Annotated in this window: 17 protein-coding genes; 10 read left to right on the top strand and 7 right to left on the bottom strand. The window is 63.9% G+C overall.

Annotation, left to right across the window (positions count from 1 at the left end; genetic code table 11):
• Window positions 1-59 precede the first annotated feature (59 nt).
• The 4 genes from ACUXVX_RS12995 (at window position 60) to ACUXVX_RS12980 (ending at window position 2,786) form a co-directional block, all read left to right on the top strand.
• A complete protein-coding gene (locus ACUXVX_RS12995) occupies window positions 60-680 on the top strand; it encodes a DUF6778 family protein (protein WP_446308630.1) in 621 nt (206 codons plus the stop codon).
• A 173-nt stretch (window positions 681-853) separates the two neighbouring features.
• Entirely contained in the window at window positions 854-988 is a 135-nt protein-coding gene (locus ACUXVX_RS12990; RefSeq protein WP_261385160.1) for a hypothetical protein, read from the top strand.
• A gap of 41 nt (window positions 989-1,029) precedes the next feature.
• Window positions 1,030-2,247, top strand: coding sequence for an RSP_2647 family RNA methyltransferase (locus ACUXVX_RS12985; protein ID WP_446308629.1), 1,218 nt, complete (start codon window positions 1,030-1,032; stop codon window positions 2,245-2,247).
• Window positions 2,244-2,786 carry an RSP_2648 family PIN domain-containing protein gene (locus tag ACUXVX_RS12980; RefSeq protein ID WP_446308628.1) on the top strand — a complete coding sequence of 181 codons (543 nt, stop codon included), beginning with the start codon at window positions 2,244-2,246 and terminating at the stop codon, window positions 2,784-2,786. The genes ACUXVX_RS12985 and ACUXVX_RS12980 overlap by 4 nt, the downstream gene beginning before the upstream one ends.
• Here the strand turns inward: ACUXVX_RS12980 and ACUXVX_RS12975 are convergent.
• The 3 genes from ACUXVX_RS12975 to ACUXVX_RS12965 are packed head-to-tail and all read right to left on the bottom strand — an operon-like array spanning window position 2,783 to window position 5,369.
• Window positions 2,783-3,871 (bottom strand): hypothetical protein, encoded by a 1,089-nt coding sequence (locus tag ACUXVX_RS12975; protein ID WP_446308627.1) that lies wholly within the window; start codon window positions 3,869-3,871, stop codon window positions 2,783-2,785. The two genes, ACUXVX_RS12980 and ACUXVX_RS12975, sit on opposite strands and share 4 nt — an antisense overlap.
• Complete coding sequence (locus tag ACUXVX_RS12970; protein WP_446308626.1) at window positions 3,868-4,368, bottom strand: GNAT family N-acetyltransferase; 501 nt, start codon at window positions 4,366-4,368, stop codon at window positions 3,868-3,870. The genes ACUXVX_RS12975 and ACUXVX_RS12970 overlap by 4 nt, the downstream gene beginning before the upstream one ends.
• A complete protein-coding gene (locus ACUXVX_RS12965) occupies window positions 4,365-5,369 on the bottom strand; it encodes a GlxA family transcriptional regulator (RefSeq protein ID WP_446308625.1) in 1,005 nt (334 codons plus the stop codon). Before ACUXVX_RS12965 ends, ACUXVX_RS12970 begins: the two co-directional genes overlap by 4 nt.
• A gap of 180 nt (window positions 5,370-5,549) precedes the next feature.
• On the opposite strand from ACUXVX_RS12965, the gene ACUXVX_RS12960 reads away from it, so the two are divergent.
• Entirely contained in the window at window positions 5,550-6,920 is a 1,371-nt protein-coding gene (locus ACUXVX_RS12960; protein WP_222469170.1) for a class II 3-deoxy-7-phosphoheptulonate synthase, read from the top strand.
• 68 nt (window positions 6,921-6,988) lie between these two features.
• Here the strand turns inward: ACUXVX_RS12960 and ACUXVX_RS12955 are convergent, their stop codons facing one another.
• The 3 genes from ACUXVX_RS12955 to ACUXVX_RS12945 form a co-directional block, all read right to left on the bottom strand.
• Window positions 6,989-7,804 carry a hypothetical protein gene (locus tag ACUXVX_RS12955; RefSeq protein WP_446308624.1) on the bottom strand — a complete coding sequence of 272 codons (816 nt, stop codon included), beginning with the start codon at window positions 7,802-7,804 and terminating at the stop codon, window positions 6,989-6,991.
• A 28-nt stretch (window positions 7,805-7,832) separates the two neighbouring features.
• A complete protein-coding gene (locus ACUXVX_RS12950; RefSeq protein ID WP_446308623.1) occupies window positions 7,833-8,888 on the bottom strand; it encodes an ATP-grasp fold amidoligase family protein in 1,056 nt (351 codons plus the stop codon).
• 167 nt (window positions 8,889-9,055) lie between these two features.
• Window positions 9,056-9,847 carry a PAS domain-containing protein gene (locus tag ACUXVX_RS12945; RefSeq protein WP_446308622.1) on the bottom strand — a complete coding sequence of 264 codons (792 nt, stop codon included), beginning with the start codon at window positions 9,845-9,847 and terminating at the stop codon, window positions 9,056-9,058.
• 157 nt (window positions 9,848-10,004) lie between these two features.
• On the opposite strand from ACUXVX_RS12945, the gene ACUXVX_RS12940 reads away from it, so the two are divergent.
• The 4 genes from ACUXVX_RS12940 to ACUXVX_RS12925 are packed head-to-tail and all read left to right on the top strand — an operon-like array spanning window position 10,005 to window position 13,114.
• Window positions 10,005-10,901 (top strand): YicC/YloC family endoribonuclease, encoded by an 897-nt coding sequence (locus ACUXVX_RS12940; protein ID WP_446308621.1) that lies wholly within the window; start codon window positions 10,005-10,007, stop codon window positions 10,899-10,901.
• A gap of 11 nt (window positions 10,902-10,912) precedes the next feature.
• Window positions 10,913-11,557: a guanylate kinase gene (gene gmk, locus ACUXVX_RS12935; protein ID WP_446308620.1), complete on the top strand. Its 645-nt coding sequence runs from the start codon at window positions 10,913-10,915 to the stop codon at window positions 11,555-11,557.
• Window positions 11,554-12,078: a gamma carbonic anhydrase family protein gene (locus ACUXVX_RS12930; protein ID WP_446308619.1), complete on the top strand. Its 525-nt coding sequence runs from the start codon at window positions 11,554-11,556 to the stop codon at window positions 12,076-12,078. The genes gmk and ACUXVX_RS12930 overlap by 4 nt, the downstream gene beginning before the upstream one ends.
• Before the next feature lie 4 nt (window positions 12,079-12,082).
• Window positions 12,083-13,114: a sensor histidine kinase gene (locus tag ACUXVX_RS12925; RefSeq protein WP_446308618.1), complete on the top strand. Its 1,032-nt coding sequence runs from the start codon at window positions 12,083-12,085 to the stop codon at window positions 13,112-13,114.
• A 38-nt stretch (window positions 13,115-13,152) separates the two neighbouring features.
• On the opposite strand, the gene ACUXVX_RS12920 is transcribed toward ACUXVX_RS12925, so the two are convergent.
• A complete protein-coding gene (locus ACUXVX_RS12920; protein ID WP_446308617.1) occupies window positions 13,153-13,530 on the bottom strand; it encodes a GFA family protein in 378 nt (125 codons plus the stop codon).
• A 268-nt stretch (window positions 13,531-13,798) separates the two neighbouring features.
• Between ACUXVX_RS12920 and ACUXVX_RS12915 the strand changes: the two genes are divergently transcribed.
• Complete coding sequence (locus tag ACUXVX_RS12915) at window positions 13,799-14,839, top strand: substrate-binding domain-containing protein (RefSeq protein ID WP_446308616.1); 1,041 nt, start codon at window positions 13,799-13,801, stop codon at window positions 14,837-14,839.
• Window positions 14,840-14,900 lie beyond the last annotated feature (61 nt).

Here is a 14,900-nt window from a genome sequence, read left to right as displayed (position 1 = left end):
CCGGTTCTCTGATGCCATGAGCAGATCATGCGCCAACAATGGCCGGAAGGACTGAGATCATGACCAAACTGACGACTGCCGCCGCTCTCGCCATCACTGTGCTGGCCGCCGCAGGTTGCACCGTGCGTTCCACCGTTCCGGTGGCGCGCTCAGCGCCGCTTGGCACGACCGACATTGCAGCCCCGGCACAGACGCAGGCGCCCTATGCGCAGGCTTACAGGATCCGCGATATTCGCGTGAACGTGCCGGATTCGCTGCGTGTTTCGGAAGCCAACAGCTACTATCCGAACGCAGATATCGTCTGGCGCGGCGATGCGCCGGGTGACCGCCACGAACAGGTGGCCGCGATCTTCGAGGAGGCCTTGGGCCGTGGGGCGGTGCGCTTGAATGCTGGCAAAGAGGTAGACGTAGAAATCGAAGTGCTGCGCTTTCACTCGCTGACCGAGAAGACCCGTTACACCATTGGCGGCGTCCATTCGATCAAGTTTCAGATGACGATGATCGACCCTCAGACCGGTGCCGTGCTGGAGAGCCGGAAGATTGTTGCCGACCTGAAAGCCTACGGTGGGACCAAGGCCGTGGCCATGGAAGCCAAGGGCTGGGGGCAGAAGGCCCGGATCACCCAACATCTGGCAAACACCTTTGCCGCCGAGCTTTCGGCAGGCTCTGCAGCCAGCTGATCTGACCGCACGCGCCAACGGCGGCGGCAAAAAGCCGCCGGTGTTGCACGCAGGTTACCCCTGCGTAAGCAAAATGTGCAACAATGCACGCCGACGCCCCACGGGCGCGTCTTCTGACGTATGGATGGAACGAGCAGTTCGGGCTCTGCGTTGAGCTTCAAAGGATGAAACCGATGATGAAAACGAAAATCACCCTGATTGCGCTGGCCCTCTCGGCTCTGGCTGCCTGTTCCTCGGCGCCCGTTGGCACCACGCCGGTGCAGCAACTCGACAGCCGCGCTGTCTGGTCGACCGGCAGCTATCGCTGACACCTCTTTTCGGCGGGCGCCTGACCGGATAGGTCAGGCCTATGAGTGATGCCCAGCCTGATCCAAACACCCGTCCAGTCGTTCGATTGAAGCCCGCAGCTGACGCGCGGGCTGTTCGTCATGGTGCGCCATGGGTCTATTCCGACGCGCTCGTGCTCGACCGGCGGACACGGGCGCTCGCTCCGGGCACGGTTGCCGTGCTTGAAGACGCAAGCCGGAGCCCGCTGGCGCTGGTGGCTGTTACCCCTGAGAGCAGAATTGCGGCACGGGTGCTGGACGCTGACTGCGGCGCGGAGATCGACGAGGCATGGTTCTTGAAGCGGCTGAAGGCCGCTGTGGACCTGCGTGATCGGCTGTTTTCAGAACCCTATTATCGTTTGGTTCATGCCGAGGCGGACGGGCTGCCGGGTGTTGTTATCGATCGCTTCGGTGCGACTCTCGTGATCCAGCCGAACGCGGCTTGGGCAGACGTCCGTTTTGATATGCTGGCAGACGCTGCCTTGGAAGCAACGGGCGCTGAGTGCGTGATCCTCAATGGCACCGGACGGGCGCGCAAGTTCGAGGGGCTGCCAGAGGTACTGGAGGTGGCGCGGGGCGTGGCACCCGACGGGCCTGTGCCGGTGCCGATGAACGGTGCAACCTATATGGCTGACCTCATGGGCGGGCAGAAGACGGGGCTGTTCTACGACCAGCGGGACAACCATGCCTTTACCGCCGGATTGGCGAAGGGCGCACGAGTGCTGGATGTGTTCTCTCACGTCGGAGGCTTTGCACTGGCCGCGCTGGCGGCGGGGGCCGAGAGCGCGCTGGCGGTGGACGGCTCGCAACCCGCGCTCGATCTGGCCGAGGCCGGGGCGGAGGCTTCCGGCTTGGCGGCGCGGTTCTCGATCCGGAAGGGCGACGCTTTTGCCACGCTCGAAGCGCTGGCGGAGGAGGGCGCGCAGTTTGACGTGGTCATCTGCGATCCGCCTGCCTTCGCGCCCTCCAAGAAAGCGCTCACGCAGGGGCTGCGGGCCTACGAGCGGGTCGCACGACTGGCCGCGCCGTTGGTGGCGCCGGGGGGCATTCTAACTCTGTGCTCCTGTTCGCATGCGGCAGAGATCGGCAAATTCGGTAACGCCTGCGCCCGGGGTATCGGGCGAGCAGGGCGGTCGGCACAACTCTTGCGCACCGGTTATGCGGCTGCCGACCATCCGACGCTGCCGCAACTGGCCGAGTCTGGGTACTTGAAGGCGCTGACCTACCGGTTGTTGCCATGAAGCTCTGCCTCGACGCCTGCGTGCTCTACCCGACGGTGATGCGCGAGTTGCTGGTGGGCGCGGCGGGTGCCGGGTTCTTCGCCCCGCTTTGGTCGCCCCGGATCCTCGAAGAGTGGCGCCGCGCGGCGTTGAAGCGCGGGCCGGGCGATGGGGTGCAGGCGGAGGGTGAGATTGCGCTGCTGCGGGCGGCTTGGCCGCGGGCGGAGGTAAAAGTAGAGCCAGGGCTGGAGGCGCGCTTCTGGCTGCCGGACCCAGCGGATGTGCATGTGCTTGCGGCTGCCGTGGCGGGCTCGGCGGATGGCATCGTGACGATGAACGCCAAGGACTTTCCGCGCAACTTGCTGGCCGAGGAAGGGCTCATGCGGGCCGACCCTGACGGGCTGTTGCTGGGGTTCGCCGAGGCGGACCGGCCCCGGATGGAGGCGGTGGCTGAGGGGGTGCGGGCAGAGGCTGAGCGGCTCTCGGGCGAGCGTTGGGAGATGCGGGCGCTGATGAAGAAGGCGCGGCTGCCGCGATTGGGCAAGGCGTTGAGCCGCTAGTCGTCTTTCAATCGAATGTAGCGCACGCGGGTTTTGATCGCGCGGGTTTCGGCGATGAGGGTCTCTGTGTCTGCCATGTCGTCGGGATTCGGCAGGAGAAGGCCGTGGTTTGGCTGCTTCGGGTCGCGCGGACTGGTGCCGGGGCCGGTGCTTTCGTTGGGGAGCGGAACCGGTGCAGCGAGCGCAGCGGCAAGGGGAGCGGACGGGCGCCAGTGGGCGACGATGGGTGCCACATCCAACCCGTCCAGCTTGGCGCAATTTGCTGGGGCGCAGGCGACTTCGATGTAGGGGGCATAGAGGTATAGGCCGTCGAGCACGGCGCGCCCTTCATCCGTTTCGATGAAGGAGCCGTAGACCATGTCTGTGCTGCCTTCGGGGTAGAAGGAGGCGTAGTTGACCCGGTCGCTCTGAATGTGCAGCGCGTGGGGTGCGCCCTTCATGGCCTCGGAGATGGCCGCCCTCATTGCCGCATCGGCGCCCGGGTCTTGTGACCAGAGCATCGGAGGGCGCAGGCTGCGGACGTGGCTGAAGGGCAGGGGTGCGCGCGGAACATCGACGAAGCGACGCGAGGGGTCGGCAGCGATTTCGGCGCGAAGGGCATTCAGCGCGGCTTCTGTGACCTCTTTGTCGGTCAGAGACACGGGTTGGGCGTAGGGCAGGAGCGGGGTGAAGTCCATGCGGGAGACATTGCAGTAAGCCATGGCAGCGGTTTCACGGGCGTCTCGCACGGCCCAGATGATCTTGGCGTCCGTGTCACCCTCGCAGTAGGTCGCGGCCGGGGCGGTGTTGGTGAGGTGGCCGAGGAAGCGGCGACCGTAGAAGCCGATTTCGGTCTCGTTGTGGAGGCCCGGGTCATCGACCAGATACCAACCGCGGGGACCGTCCTTGAATACCAGAAAATCGACTGTGGTCAGATCGATCGAGAGCACCTCTGAGAGTGGCACCTGCTGGAGGCCTGAGGTATCTTCTGCGCCCCAGTTATTGAGTGCTTGTGTGAAGGTGAGAAATTTATAGCCACCAACCAACATGAAGGCTGTTGCGGCGAGGACGATTGCCCCGCCGAGGATCACCGACAGACGGGTCACGGACTGGGGCGATCGAGCCGGTAATAGGTGCTGTCAGACCATTCGCCATTGACGCAGAAGGTGTTCTTTTCATGGTGGGTCACGACGAAGCCAGCCTTTTCGAGCACACGTCCGGAGCCGATGTTGCGTGGGTCGATATCGGCGGTGATGGCGGGGCAGTCGGGATGACGGGCGAAAGCCTCGGCGGTGATGGCCTCGAGCGCCTCCGAGGCAAAGCCTTTGCCCCATGCCGCTCGGGCGAGGATGTAGCCCACCTCCCATTTACGCCAAAGGCCGATGCGGCCGATCAGATGACCCTCGTGGAGGATCATCAGCTCGGGCCCCAACTCCCGATCGCCACGCATGAAGCCCTCCAACCGGTCGGCGGTCGCGTCGATGGTCTCATCCGGTGGGGTCGACCAGTGGCGCATCACCTCAGCGTCGGAGAAGATCGCGTGGAGGGCGGGCAGATCGCCGGGTTCGGCAGGGCGCAGCGTGAGGCGCCGCGTGGTGATCATACCGATAGGCGCGCGCCGTGGGAGCCGCGCTCGCGGTAGGGCGTTGTTTGATATTGCGCCCGGTAGCACTTGGAGAAGTGCGAGGGTGAGGTGAAGCCGCAGGCGAGCGCCACGTTGATGACCGACATATCGGTTTGCATCAGCAGGTTGCGCGCCTTCTGGAGCCGCAGTTCCATGTAGTATCGCTTGGGGCTGCGGTTGAGGTAGCGGCGGAACAGGCGCTCAAGCTGGCGGGTGGAGAGCACCACCTCATCAGCGAGTAGCGCGGGGCTGATCGGCTCTTCGAGGTTCTGCTCCATGATCTGGATGACACGGGAGAGCTTGGGGTGGCGCACGCCGATCCGGGTGGGGATCGAGAGGCGTTGGGTATCCTGATCGGTGCGGATGGAGCTGTAGATCAGCTGGTCGGCGACGGTATTGGCGAGCTCTTCGCCGTGGTCCTCGGCGATGATCTGGAGGGCCAAGTCGATGGAGGCGGTGCCGCCAGCTGTGGTCATCCGATTGCCATCATGGACGAAAACGGTTTTGGTCAGCCGCACCTCATCGAACTCTTCGGTGAAGCTGTCAGCATTTTCCCAATGGATCGTGGCGCGCTTGCCGTCGAGCAGGCCTGCCTTTGCGAGCAGGTATCCGGCGGTGCAGAGGCCGCCGACGGCGAGGCCGCGGCGTGCCTGTTTGCGCAGCCACGCGAGCACCTTGGGCGTGGCCTTCTCCTCCACGTCGAGACCGGCGCAGACGAGGATCACCTCGTCGCGGGCGAGGTCATCTAGGCCGCCGTCAACTTGAAAGACAGAACCGCAGGAGGCGGCAACAGGCTCGCCGCCCTCGGAGATGAGTTGCCATGTGTAAAGCTGGGCGCCGGCGGTGCGGTTGGCGAGGCGCAGGGCGTCGATCGCGCCCGCAAAGCTGAGCAGCGAGAAATCCGGCACGAGAAGGAAAACAAAGCGGCGCGGTTTGGCCGGTGCTTCCACCACCAGAGTTTGCGTATCAGGACGCCGCATCTGTCTGGCTCCACGCTAGATATTGACCCCGCCCGAGAGGCAATCAGGATTTGACATAGGGCGCAAGAGCGCGCGGCGCAGAAAATCTGATCAGGGGTGGCCCAAAGTGGGGCAGCGGCCTATAAGGCAGGCCTTATCCCGTGCCGGGGAGGGTACGGGCAGACCAGAGGACATGAGACGATGAGCAAGACCTGGACGAAATCTGACTGGCGCAGCAAGCCCCGGGTTCAGATGCCGGACTATCCCGATGCGGCGGCGCTGAACGCGGTCGAGGCCCAACTTGCAAAGTATCCGCCGCTGGTGTTTGCGGGCGAGGCGCGCCGTCTGCGGGCGGAGCTGGGCAAGGTCGCACGTGGCGAGGCCTTCCTGCTTCAGGGTGGCGACTGCGCCGAGAGCTTTGCCGAGTTCAGTGGTGACAACATCCGCGACACGTTCAAGGTGATGCTGCAGATGGCGATCGTGCTGACCTTTGGCGCAAAGGTGCCGGTGGTGAAGCTTGGCCGCATGGCGGGCCAGTTTGCCAAGCCGCGCTCTGCGCCGGTCGAGGTGAAGGATGGCGTAGAGCTGCCCTCCTACCGTGGTGATATCATCAACGAGCTGGAGTTCACCCCTGAGGCGCGGATTCCGGACCCGGCGAAGATGCTTCAGGCCTACACTCAGGCTGCGGCGACGCTGAACCTCGTGCGCGCGTTTTCGACGGGTGGTTTTGCAGATATCCACCGCGTCCACAGTTGGACGACGGGCTTCGCGGATGAGGACCGCGCGGCACGCTACAGAGACCTCAGCAACCGGATCCAGGACGCACTGGATTTCATGACCGCGGCGGGCATCGACGGCGACTCGGTGCATGCGATGCAATCGGTCGATTTCTACACCAGCCACGAAGCGCTGCTGCTGGAGTACGAGGAGGCGCTGACCCGCGTCGACTCGACTACGGGGCAAACGGTGGCGGGCTCGGGCCACATGGTCTGGATCGGCGACCGCACGCGGCAACCCGATGGCGCCCATGTGGAGTTCTGCAAGGGCATCATCAACCCCATCGGCCTGAAAGCGGGCCCGACGATGGAAGCCGACGACCTGAAGCGGCTCATGGCCGACCTGAACCCGAAGAACGAGGCCGGCCGTTTGACCCTGATCACGCGCTTCGGCGCCGGCAAGGTGGAAGAGCACCTGCCGCGCCTGATCGACGTGGTGAAGAGCGAAGGCGCCAACGTTGTCTGGGTGTGCGATGCGATGCACGGCAACACCATCAAGTCGGACTCGGGCTACAAGACCCGGCCGTTCGACCGGGTGCTGAGTGAGGTCCGCGAGTTCTTCGCGGCCCATCGCGCGGCAGGCACCATCCCGGGTGGTGTGCATTTCGAGATGACCGGTCAGGACGTGACCGAATGCACCGGCGGTGTGCGGGCCGTGACCGACGAAGACCTCGGCTCGCGCTACCACACGGCCTGCGACCCGCGTCTGAATGCGTCGCAATCGCTGGAACTCGCGTTTCTGGTGGCAGAGGAACTGTCGGCACGCGGGAAGGCGGAGGCGCAGGAAGCGGTGTAAACCGCACCATACCGGTACCGTAATACAAACGCCCCGGTTTCGCGCCGGGGCGTTTTTCTTTTCCCAGATCAGTCGGCGGGTATGCCCTCGCGGTCAAGAAGGAGCGCCTGTTTGCGCGCACGCAGGGTAGCTTTGTCGGTGATGGTGCGGTTGAGGGCGAGGATCTCCTCGGAGAGGCCGGCGCTCTGGCCTCTGCGCCGGCTTCCAATCGGTGCGAATTGCGCCAACTCGTCCTGCGGGACTCCAATCACCTCGAGCAGCGGGCCTGCAGGGCCGAGCCGGTGGCGGGCAATCTCCTCGAGCGGCATCGACAGGACTTCGACGCCCGGAAGTGCGGCACGCACCGCATCGACGGTTTTCTCCAGCTCGGGCGGCGCGGCGAATTGGGCGCGAAAGCTCTCGAAGCTGTCGGTCAGGCGACGGTGGCGCAGGTTGTGGCTCCATGCGCTACGCAGCAGGCTCTCGGGCGAGCGGGTCGTATAGACCAGCCGGAGGCGCGCCTCGAGTCCGAAGCGGGCTTGTACCCGCCGCGATAGAATTCGGGCGAGGGTAACGGTGACATCGCCGTACTCAGTGATCAGACTGCCATTGACCCTCAGATCGCCCAGCATCTTGCCGCAGAGCGACTCCCGCGAGATCAGGATCTGAGAGGCAGGGCGCAGGTCGGTGAGAAAGCGGTTGCAGGCAACGACGAAGGCCTTGCGGCGATCGGGGCCCGGGTCCGCGCCGTAGAACCGCCCGGCGAGGGACAGCGACCCCATGTCGTGGGCGAGGTAGATGTCGGCATGCTTTGAGAGCGCCGTGCGGTTTTGGCGCAGGAAGGTCTGCAGGGTTGTGGTGCCGGTCTTGTGGAAGCCGGCGTGGATGGTGATCTGCATGGTCATCGGACACGTCGACCGTGTTGGGGCGCGCTCATTCTGCTGCAATGGCGATTTCTGTCGCCTCCGAAACCTGGCGGACCTTAGGCATCGGTGCCCAGAAATCGCAGAGGTAGGCGTTGAGCTCGTCGGACATGATCTTGCGACGCCCGGCGTTGGGCAGGAATGTCAGCTCACCGAGAAACAGCTCGGATTGGCGGATGTAGATGTCGACCCGAACGTACGGGAAGGGCGCGGCGATGGCTTCGGCCATGTCGCGGGCCAGCCCGGCCTGAGGCGGCAACGGCTCCTCGGAGCGATTGGCGCGCAGGAAGTTGTGCGGCATGTAGTTGAGCGCCCCGTCGTAGATCGGGTTGTTGCGACCGGAGGTGCCGAGGCCGAGATCGAGCTGGAGCAAAGCGACCTTGCCGTTGATACAGTGGAACCGGAAATCGGGCACCACCTCGTCGGGCGCACGGGTGAGACTCTCTTCGAGGAACACCTTACGCTCGATCAGGCGGTACCACCATTGCGAGGTGCGAGTGCCGTAAGGCAGGTCGAACCAAACCGGCAGGCGGCGCTCGATCTTGGCCAGCGTTTCCTTTTCGGTTAGCGGCAAATCGATCCGCAGGTTCTGTTCGCTGCCGTGGTTGGATTTGAGGTAATAGGTGCCGGGCGCGATGCCTGAGAAATCCACCTCGTCGGCGGAGTTGAACACCCGTTCCACACGCGGCACATGCAGCTGGCTGCGGTAGCGGCGGGGGATGTACTTGGCAACATTCAGCTTGTCGGCCGGGATCAGCCGGGGCATCGGCGCGACGAGGCTGTTCATCAGGGTCATCTGGGTGAAGTCGGTGGCGTTGCGGAAATCGGGGAATACGCCGCGTGCCTGGTAATATCCGCCGACGCCGCGTCGGGTAACATTGCGAAATTTGCGCGCGCCGAGCTCTGAAAAGCAGGTCATCCAGTTGTCGCCCGGCACCGTTTCAGCCTCGGGGAGGGTGTCCTTGTACCAGTCGACAAAGTCATTGACGAACTCCGGCACGAAGGTGTCGCCAAAGCGATGGCGTGGCCGCCTAGAATAGAACGGCTGAGCGTCGAAATCCCGCATCTGTTTCCCGCCTCTGGGTCATGGTTGTTAAACGCATTGTTTTTACAACGAGTTAATACCGGGAGGTGGATTGTGAGCAAACTTTCGAATCGCGGGTGTAAGGAATCTGGCGGACCTGTTGCAGATGAGTCAGTGCTCCGGATAGAGGCACACCGGGTGGGGTGGGCTCACTCGTCGTGGCCGACGACCTCGCCTTCGGAGCGCACGAGTCGCAGCTTGGGCTTTTGACCCTCCGGCGCGCTTGGTGTCGGCGGGGTGTAGCTCGCGGCAGGTTCGTTGAAGCCCTGTGACGGGGTGGCTTCCCGGGTTTCGTCAGCCTCGGTTGTCCGGCGGATCTTGAGGCGCTCTTCGCGGGTGAGGGGGCTGCCCATGGCCTCGGGGGCGGCGGCATCCGGAGTGTCGCTCCTGTCGCCGAGGCGGATCGGGCGCACGACCTCGTCTTTCACGAGGAAACGGCGGGGTGAGCGGCCGATAGGGCCGATGGTGCAGAGGCAGCCGAGTACGCGGGTGACATCGCCGAAGTCGGAGGTTAGCGGCAGAAGCAGCATTTGCCCGTCCATCGGCGGACGCCCCACGCCGCGCTCGCCTGCGAGTGTGAGCAGGGCGGTAGACGGGCCGGCGAAAACATCTTCGAGCACCCGGCTCAGGGTGGCGCGGTGCTCTGGCATGAACATGGAGGTGCAGGGCATGCCGCGCACTTCCATGCCCATCAGGTCGTTGAGGTGCATCCCCGCGAGCCGGAACCGTCCGACGCCGGGCGCAATGCGCTCGAGGATGAAGGCATATTCCAGCGTTTCCTCAATGGCGCGCGGGTCAACCTCGGCGCGCGAGGGCACTTGACGTGGGCCGCGCAGATCATCCCAGTAGCGCCGCAGCGCATGGACTGCGGGGAATCGGATATCGTTGTGATACTGCATGAGCGAGACCACCCCGCGAGTGCTGTCGTCCTGATGTTCCACGCCCTAAACCCCGTCCTCGGCTTGATAAAAACCCCACCGCCTTTGTTGTTCACGAGCGCACTGTCTGTTAACTCATGGACAAGAAAGATTACCTATCCGTTAATAGCACAAAGCCGGACGATTTTCCGGGGGGAAAAATCTTAAATGGTTAACTCCAATGGTTAACTCCATGACAGGGTTTGCGACCCGGTCCCAGCAGGGAAGTGACTTCAGCTGGAGCTGGGAATTGCGCGGCGTCAACGGCAAGGGGCTGGACCTGCGCCTCCGCTTGCCGGAGTGGATCGGCGGCCTTGAGCAGGCGCTCAGGACCGAGCTCAACAAGGCCCTGGTGCGCGGCAATGTCTCGCTCAGCCTGCGGCTTCAGCGTAGCCGGAGTGACGGCCAGATGCGGCTCGACAGCACCCAGCTGAGCCAGGTGCTCTCGGCCCTGAGTGCCATCACGCGCGAGGCTGAACGGGCGGGTGTTGAGCTTAAGGCGCCGACCACGGCCGAGATCCTCTCAATGAAGGGCATCGCGGACGACCCCAACAGCCTCAGCGACGGCGAACTGGTGGCACTTCGTTCGAAGCTGGTTGCCGATTTCAGGCCGCTGCTCGACAGTTTCATCGAAATGCGCGCCACCGAAGGCGCGGCGCTTCATGCAGTTATGTTGGCCCATCTGGACAAGGTCGCCAAGCTGGTGCGCGAGGCGCGGCCTGTGGCCGAGGAGCGCAAGGCCGAAATGGCTGCGAGCCTGAAGGAGAACCTCGCCCGCGTGCTCGAAAACGCGAAGGGGCTCGATCAGGACCGGGTAGCGCAGGAGGTTGCCCTGCTGGCGCTGAAAAGCGATGTGACCGAGGAGTTGGACCGGCTGGAGGCCCATGTGACCGCGAGCCGCGATCTGCTGGCCAGCGCGGATGCCGTGGGCCGCAAGCTCGACTTTCTCTGTCAGGAGTTCAACCGTGAGGCCAACACGCTCTGCTCCAAGGCGCAGGCAGTGGAGCTGACCCGGATCGGGCTTGACCTCAAGGCCGCCATCGACCAGATGCGGGAGCAGGTTCAGAACATCGAATAGGGGAGGGGGCCTTGGCCAGACGCGGATTGCTCATCATCCTGTCGTCGCCCTCGGGCGCAGGCAAGACGACGCTGGCGCGGAGGCTGATGGGCTGGGACCCTGACCTGAGCTTTTCAATCAGCGCCACGACCCGCCCGCCGCGACCGGGCGAGGAAAATGGGGTGCATTACCACTTTCTCACCGAGAAAGATTTTCGCCAGCAGGTGGCCGACGAGCAGATGCTGGAGCATGCGCATGTCTTCGGCAATCACTACGGCTCTCCGGCTGGCCCGGTGCGCGAGGCGATTAACGCGGGCCGTGACGTGCTGTTTGATGTGGACTGGCAGGGCGCTCAGCAGATCCGCAACTCGGAGCTGGGCAAGCACACGCTCTCGATCTTCATCCTGCCGCCCACGATCGACGAGTTGCGCCGTCGGTTGATTGAGCGCGGTCAGGACGAAGACAAGGTGATCGCCAAACGGATGCAGAAGAGCTGGGACGAGATCAGCCATTGGGACAGCTACGATTACGTACTGGTCAATGACGATCTGGACGAGAGCGAAGAGAAGCTGCGCACCATCGTCTCGGCCGAGCGGATGCGGCGGGCGCAGCAACCCGACCTTGCCGCGCATGTTCGTGCCCTGCACGACCAGTTTCGGGAGAAGGAAGTCAGATGATCTATGCCCTCGACGGGATCGCGCCGGTTTTTCCGGAGGATGAAGATTATTGGGTGGCGCCGGATGCCAACCTGATCGGCAATGTCGTGCTGGAGAGTGGGGCCTCTGTCTGGTTTGGCTGCACGCTGCGGGGCGACAACGAAGAAATCCGCGTTGGCGCTGGGGCGAACGTGCAGGAGAACACCGTTTGCCACACCGATCCGGGCTGCCCGCTGACCATCGGTGCGGGCGTGACGGTGGGCCACAAGGCCATGCTGCACGGCTGCACGATTGGCGAGAACTCTTTGATCGGGATGGGCGCCACGGTGCTGAACCGCGCAGTTATCGGCAAGAATTGCCTGATCGGCGCGGGGGCGCTGATTACCGAGGACAAGGAGATCCCCGACAATTCGCTCGTGATGGGCGCGCCGGGTAAGGTGGTGCGCCAGCTGGACGAGGCGGCGATCGAGGGGCTGCGGCGCTCTGCGCTGCATTATCAGGAGAACATGCGGCGCTTCCGCGCCGGGCTGAAGCCGGTCTGACGCGATGACGCCAGCGGAGATCGAAGCCCTTGCCGAGGCAGTGCCGACCCCGCTGATCGTGATTGGCGCGGATGCCCGGATCGAAGCGATCAACTCGCCTGCGGCGGAGCTTTTCGGCCGGATCGGGCAAGGGCGGCATTACAGCCTGCAGCTCCGCCAGCCATCGGTTGCGCAGCTTATCGAGAATGCGCTGAGCCTTGGCCATTCCGGCCAAGCCCGTGTGCGGCGGGTCGAGGGCGAGGGCGAGCAGATCTTTCAGGTGAAGGCGACGCCGCTCGACGGGCGGGTGGTGCTGGCCTTCGAAGACCTCAGCCAGACCGAGGCGGCCAACCAGATCCGGCGGGATTTTGTGGCGAATGTCTCGCACGAGCTGAAGACGCCGCTGACCGCGCTCACCGGCTTCATTGAAACCCTTCGGGGGCCAGCGAAGAACGACGAAGCGGCGCGCGAGCGGTTTTTGGGGATCATGGAGCGCGAGACGGCGCGGATGAACCGGCTGGTAAACGATCTGCTGTCGCTGTCACGCGTCGAGGCGGTCGCCCTGCAGCGGCCCTCGGGACTGGTGGATGTGCCGCAACTGCTGGCCTCGGCGGCCAATGCTCTGAAGCCGCTGGCCGAGGAGGCGCGGCTAGAGCTGGTGCGGGATCTGCCACAGGATCTGCCGAAGGTGCCCGGCGATGCCGACCAGCTGACGCAGGTGTTCACCAATCTCATAGAGAACGCGCTGAAATATGGCGGCGGGGGCGGAAAGATCGAGATTTCCGTCGCGCTGGAAGAGCGCGTGATCGCCCTCCGCGGCCCGGCGCTTCGCTGCGCGGTGCGGGATTATGGTGATGGGATCGACCCACGGCACATCCCACGCCTGACGGAGCGATTCTACCGCGTGGATTCGCACCGCAGCCGCGAGATGGGCGGCACGGGGCTCGGGCTGGCGATTGCAAAGCACATCGTGGCGCGGCACCGGGGGCGGTTCATGATTGAGAGCGAGTTGGGGCAAGGAGCCTGTTTTACAGTATTCCTGCCTTTGGCGGGGTGAAGGACCGTCTCTTGGCCGGACTTTCGGCGCTTGTTCAATCACATAGGCGGCAGGCCATCATAAACGGGGATGTCTTGGGGCAGGACGGCCCAGTGCGGCGCTGAACCGGCATAGATCGCGGCCTTTGGTTTGCGCGGCCAGCCACCGTCGATGCTGGTGGCGGCGACGGTGTAAAAGCCACCTGCGGTCATGGCAGCACAAACGTTAATACCGCACTTCGGGCAGAAGTGGTGATGGACATCTCGCCCGGAGGCTCCCTTGCGGGTAAATTGAGCGGGTTCGTGCCCTTGGATGAAGCTCAGGTTCGGGCTAGCGACCCATAGGCCGAACCACTTGTCACTGCCGGTCCGTTGCTGACATTCGGTGCAGTAGCAGAAGACCTCATTGATAGGCTCGCCCTTGAGTTTGAAACGCACGTTTCCGCATTGGCATCCACCTGTGGTCATGGCTTTTCCTTCGATTGCAGCTGTATCCTCGGCCCCAACATTAAGGGCCGCGGGGCCACATTTTCAAAACTCTTGGCCGTTCGAGACAATCATTCCTGACAAAATCTCCCTTCCCCAACGGCATGTCATGAAACTGTTACACACCTGTCACAAAAGCCTAACACGCGGGGCAGAGAAGGGCACCGCGAACGCCCCGCATGAGCAGTTGGGGCGTGCCTGACATGCAACGGAGTTCCAGATGTCTTTCACCAAGCTCACCGTTTCCACCCTCGCGCTGACCGCGCTGGCCGCCGGCACTGCTGCTGCGCGTGACCAAGTGCAGGTTGCCGGGTCCTCGACCGTGCTGCCCTATGCCTCTATCGTCGCCGAAGCCTTCGGCGAGAACACCGACTTCCCGACCCCGGTCGTGGAATCGGGCGGCTCCTCGGCTGGCCTCAAGCGCTTCTGCGAAGGCGTGGGCGAGAACACCATCGACGTGGCCAACGCCTCGCGCGCCATCCGCGAAAAAGAGATTGCCGCCTGTGCCGACGCTGGCGTGACCGATATCATCGAAGTGCGCATTGGCTATGATGGCATCGTGTTCGCCAGCCAGCAGTCCGGCCCGGCTTTCACCGCCTTCGAGCCCGCCGACATCTTCAACGCCCTCGCCCCGAAAGTGGTCGTGGACGGTGAGCTGGTCGACAACCCCTACACCAAGTGGAACGAGTTCAACGCCGATCTGCCCGACGCCGAGATCGCCGCGTTCATCCCCGGCACCAAGCACGGCACCCGTGAAGTATTCGAGGAGAAGGTTCTGGCTGCCGGTTGTGAAGTCACCGGTGCCATGGAAGCCATGGTTGCTGGCGGTATGTCCGAGGACGACGCCGAGGATGCCTGCCTCGCCGTGCGCACCGACGGCAAGTCGGTCGACATCGACGGCGACTACACCGAGACCCTCGCCCGCATCGACGCCAACCCCAACGGCATCGGCGTGTTCGGCCTGGCGTTCTACGAGAACAACCAGGACAAGCTGAAGGTCGCCACCATGAGCGGCATCGAGCCCAAGACCGAGACCATTGCCTCCGGCGAGTACCCGGTCAGCCGCCCGCTGTACTTCTACATCAAGAAGGCCCACATCGGCGTGATCCCCGGCCTGAAAGAGTACGCCCAGTTCTTCATCTCCGATGATCTGGCTGGCCCCTCTGGCCCGCTCGCCAACTACGGCCTCGTCTCCGACCCCGAGCTGTCGAAGACCCAGGCCATGGTGAACGAAGAGAAGACCATGGGCGAAGGCATGTAAGCCTCCCTCGCGTTTCGGAGGCGGTGCCACTGCGGTGCCGCCTCCACCCTTTTTTTGTCTC

This window comes from Vannielia sp. SX4 (assembly GCF_052828525.1).
This window is presented reverse-complemented; position numbering and strand designations above follow the sequence as displayed.

Excerpts from the sequence above, each read along its gene's own strand:
- ACUXVX_RS12995 (WP_446308630.1), top strand. The coding sequence starts at position 60 with ATGACCAAACTGACGACTGCCGCCGCTCTCGCCATCACTGTGCTGGCC.
- ACUXVX_RS12990 (WP_261385160.1), top strand. The coding sequence starts at position 854 with ATGATGAAAACGAAAATCACCCTGATTGCGCTGGCCCTCTCGGCTCTG.
- ACUXVX_RS12985 (WP_446308629.1), top strand. The coding sequence starts at position 1,030 with ATGAGTGATGCCCAGCCTGATCCAAACACCCGTCCAGTCGTTCGATTG.
- ACUXVX_RS12980 (WP_446308628.1), top strand. The coding sequence starts at position 2,244 with ATGAAGCTCTGCCTCGACGCCTGCGTGCTCTACCCGACGGTGATGCGC.
- ACUXVX_RS12970 (WP_446308626.1), bottom strand. The coding sequence starts at position 4,368 with ATGATCACCACGCGGCGCCTCACGCTGCGCCCTGCCGAACCCGGCGAT.
- ACUXVX_RS12965 (WP_446308625.1), bottom strand. The coding sequence starts at position 5,369 with ATGCGGCGTCCTGATACGCAAACTCTGGTGGTGGAAGCACCGGCCAAA.
- ACUXVX_RS12960 (WP_222469170.1), top strand. The coding sequence starts at position 5,550 with ATGAGCAAGACCTGGACGAAATCTGACTGGCGCAGCAAGCCCCGGGTT.
- ACUXVX_RS12955 (WP_446308624.1), bottom strand. The coding sequence starts at position 7,804 with ATGACCATGCAGATCACCATCCACGCCGGCTTCCACAAGACCGGCACC.
- ACUXVX_RS12950 (WP_446308623.1), bottom strand. The coding sequence starts at position 8,888 with ATGCGGGATTTCGACGCTCAGCCGTTCTATTCTAGGCGGCCACGCCAT.
- ACUXVX_RS12940 (WP_446308621.1), top strand. The coding sequence starts at position 10,005 with ATGGTTAACTCCATGACAGGGTTTGCGACCCGGTCCCAGCAGGGAAGT.
- ACUXVX_RS12930 (WP_446308619.1), top strand. The coding sequence starts at position 11,554 with ATGATCTATGCCCTCGACGGGATCGCGCCGGTTTTTCCGGAGGATGAA.
- ACUXVX_RS12925 (WP_446308618.1), top strand. The coding sequence starts at position 12,083 with ATGACGCCAGCGGAGATCGAAGCCCTTGCCGAGGCAGTGCCGACCCCG.
- ACUXVX_RS12915 (WP_446308616.1), top strand. The coding sequence starts at position 13,799 with ATGTCTTTCACCAAGCTCACCGTTTCCACCCTCGCGCTGACCGCGCTG.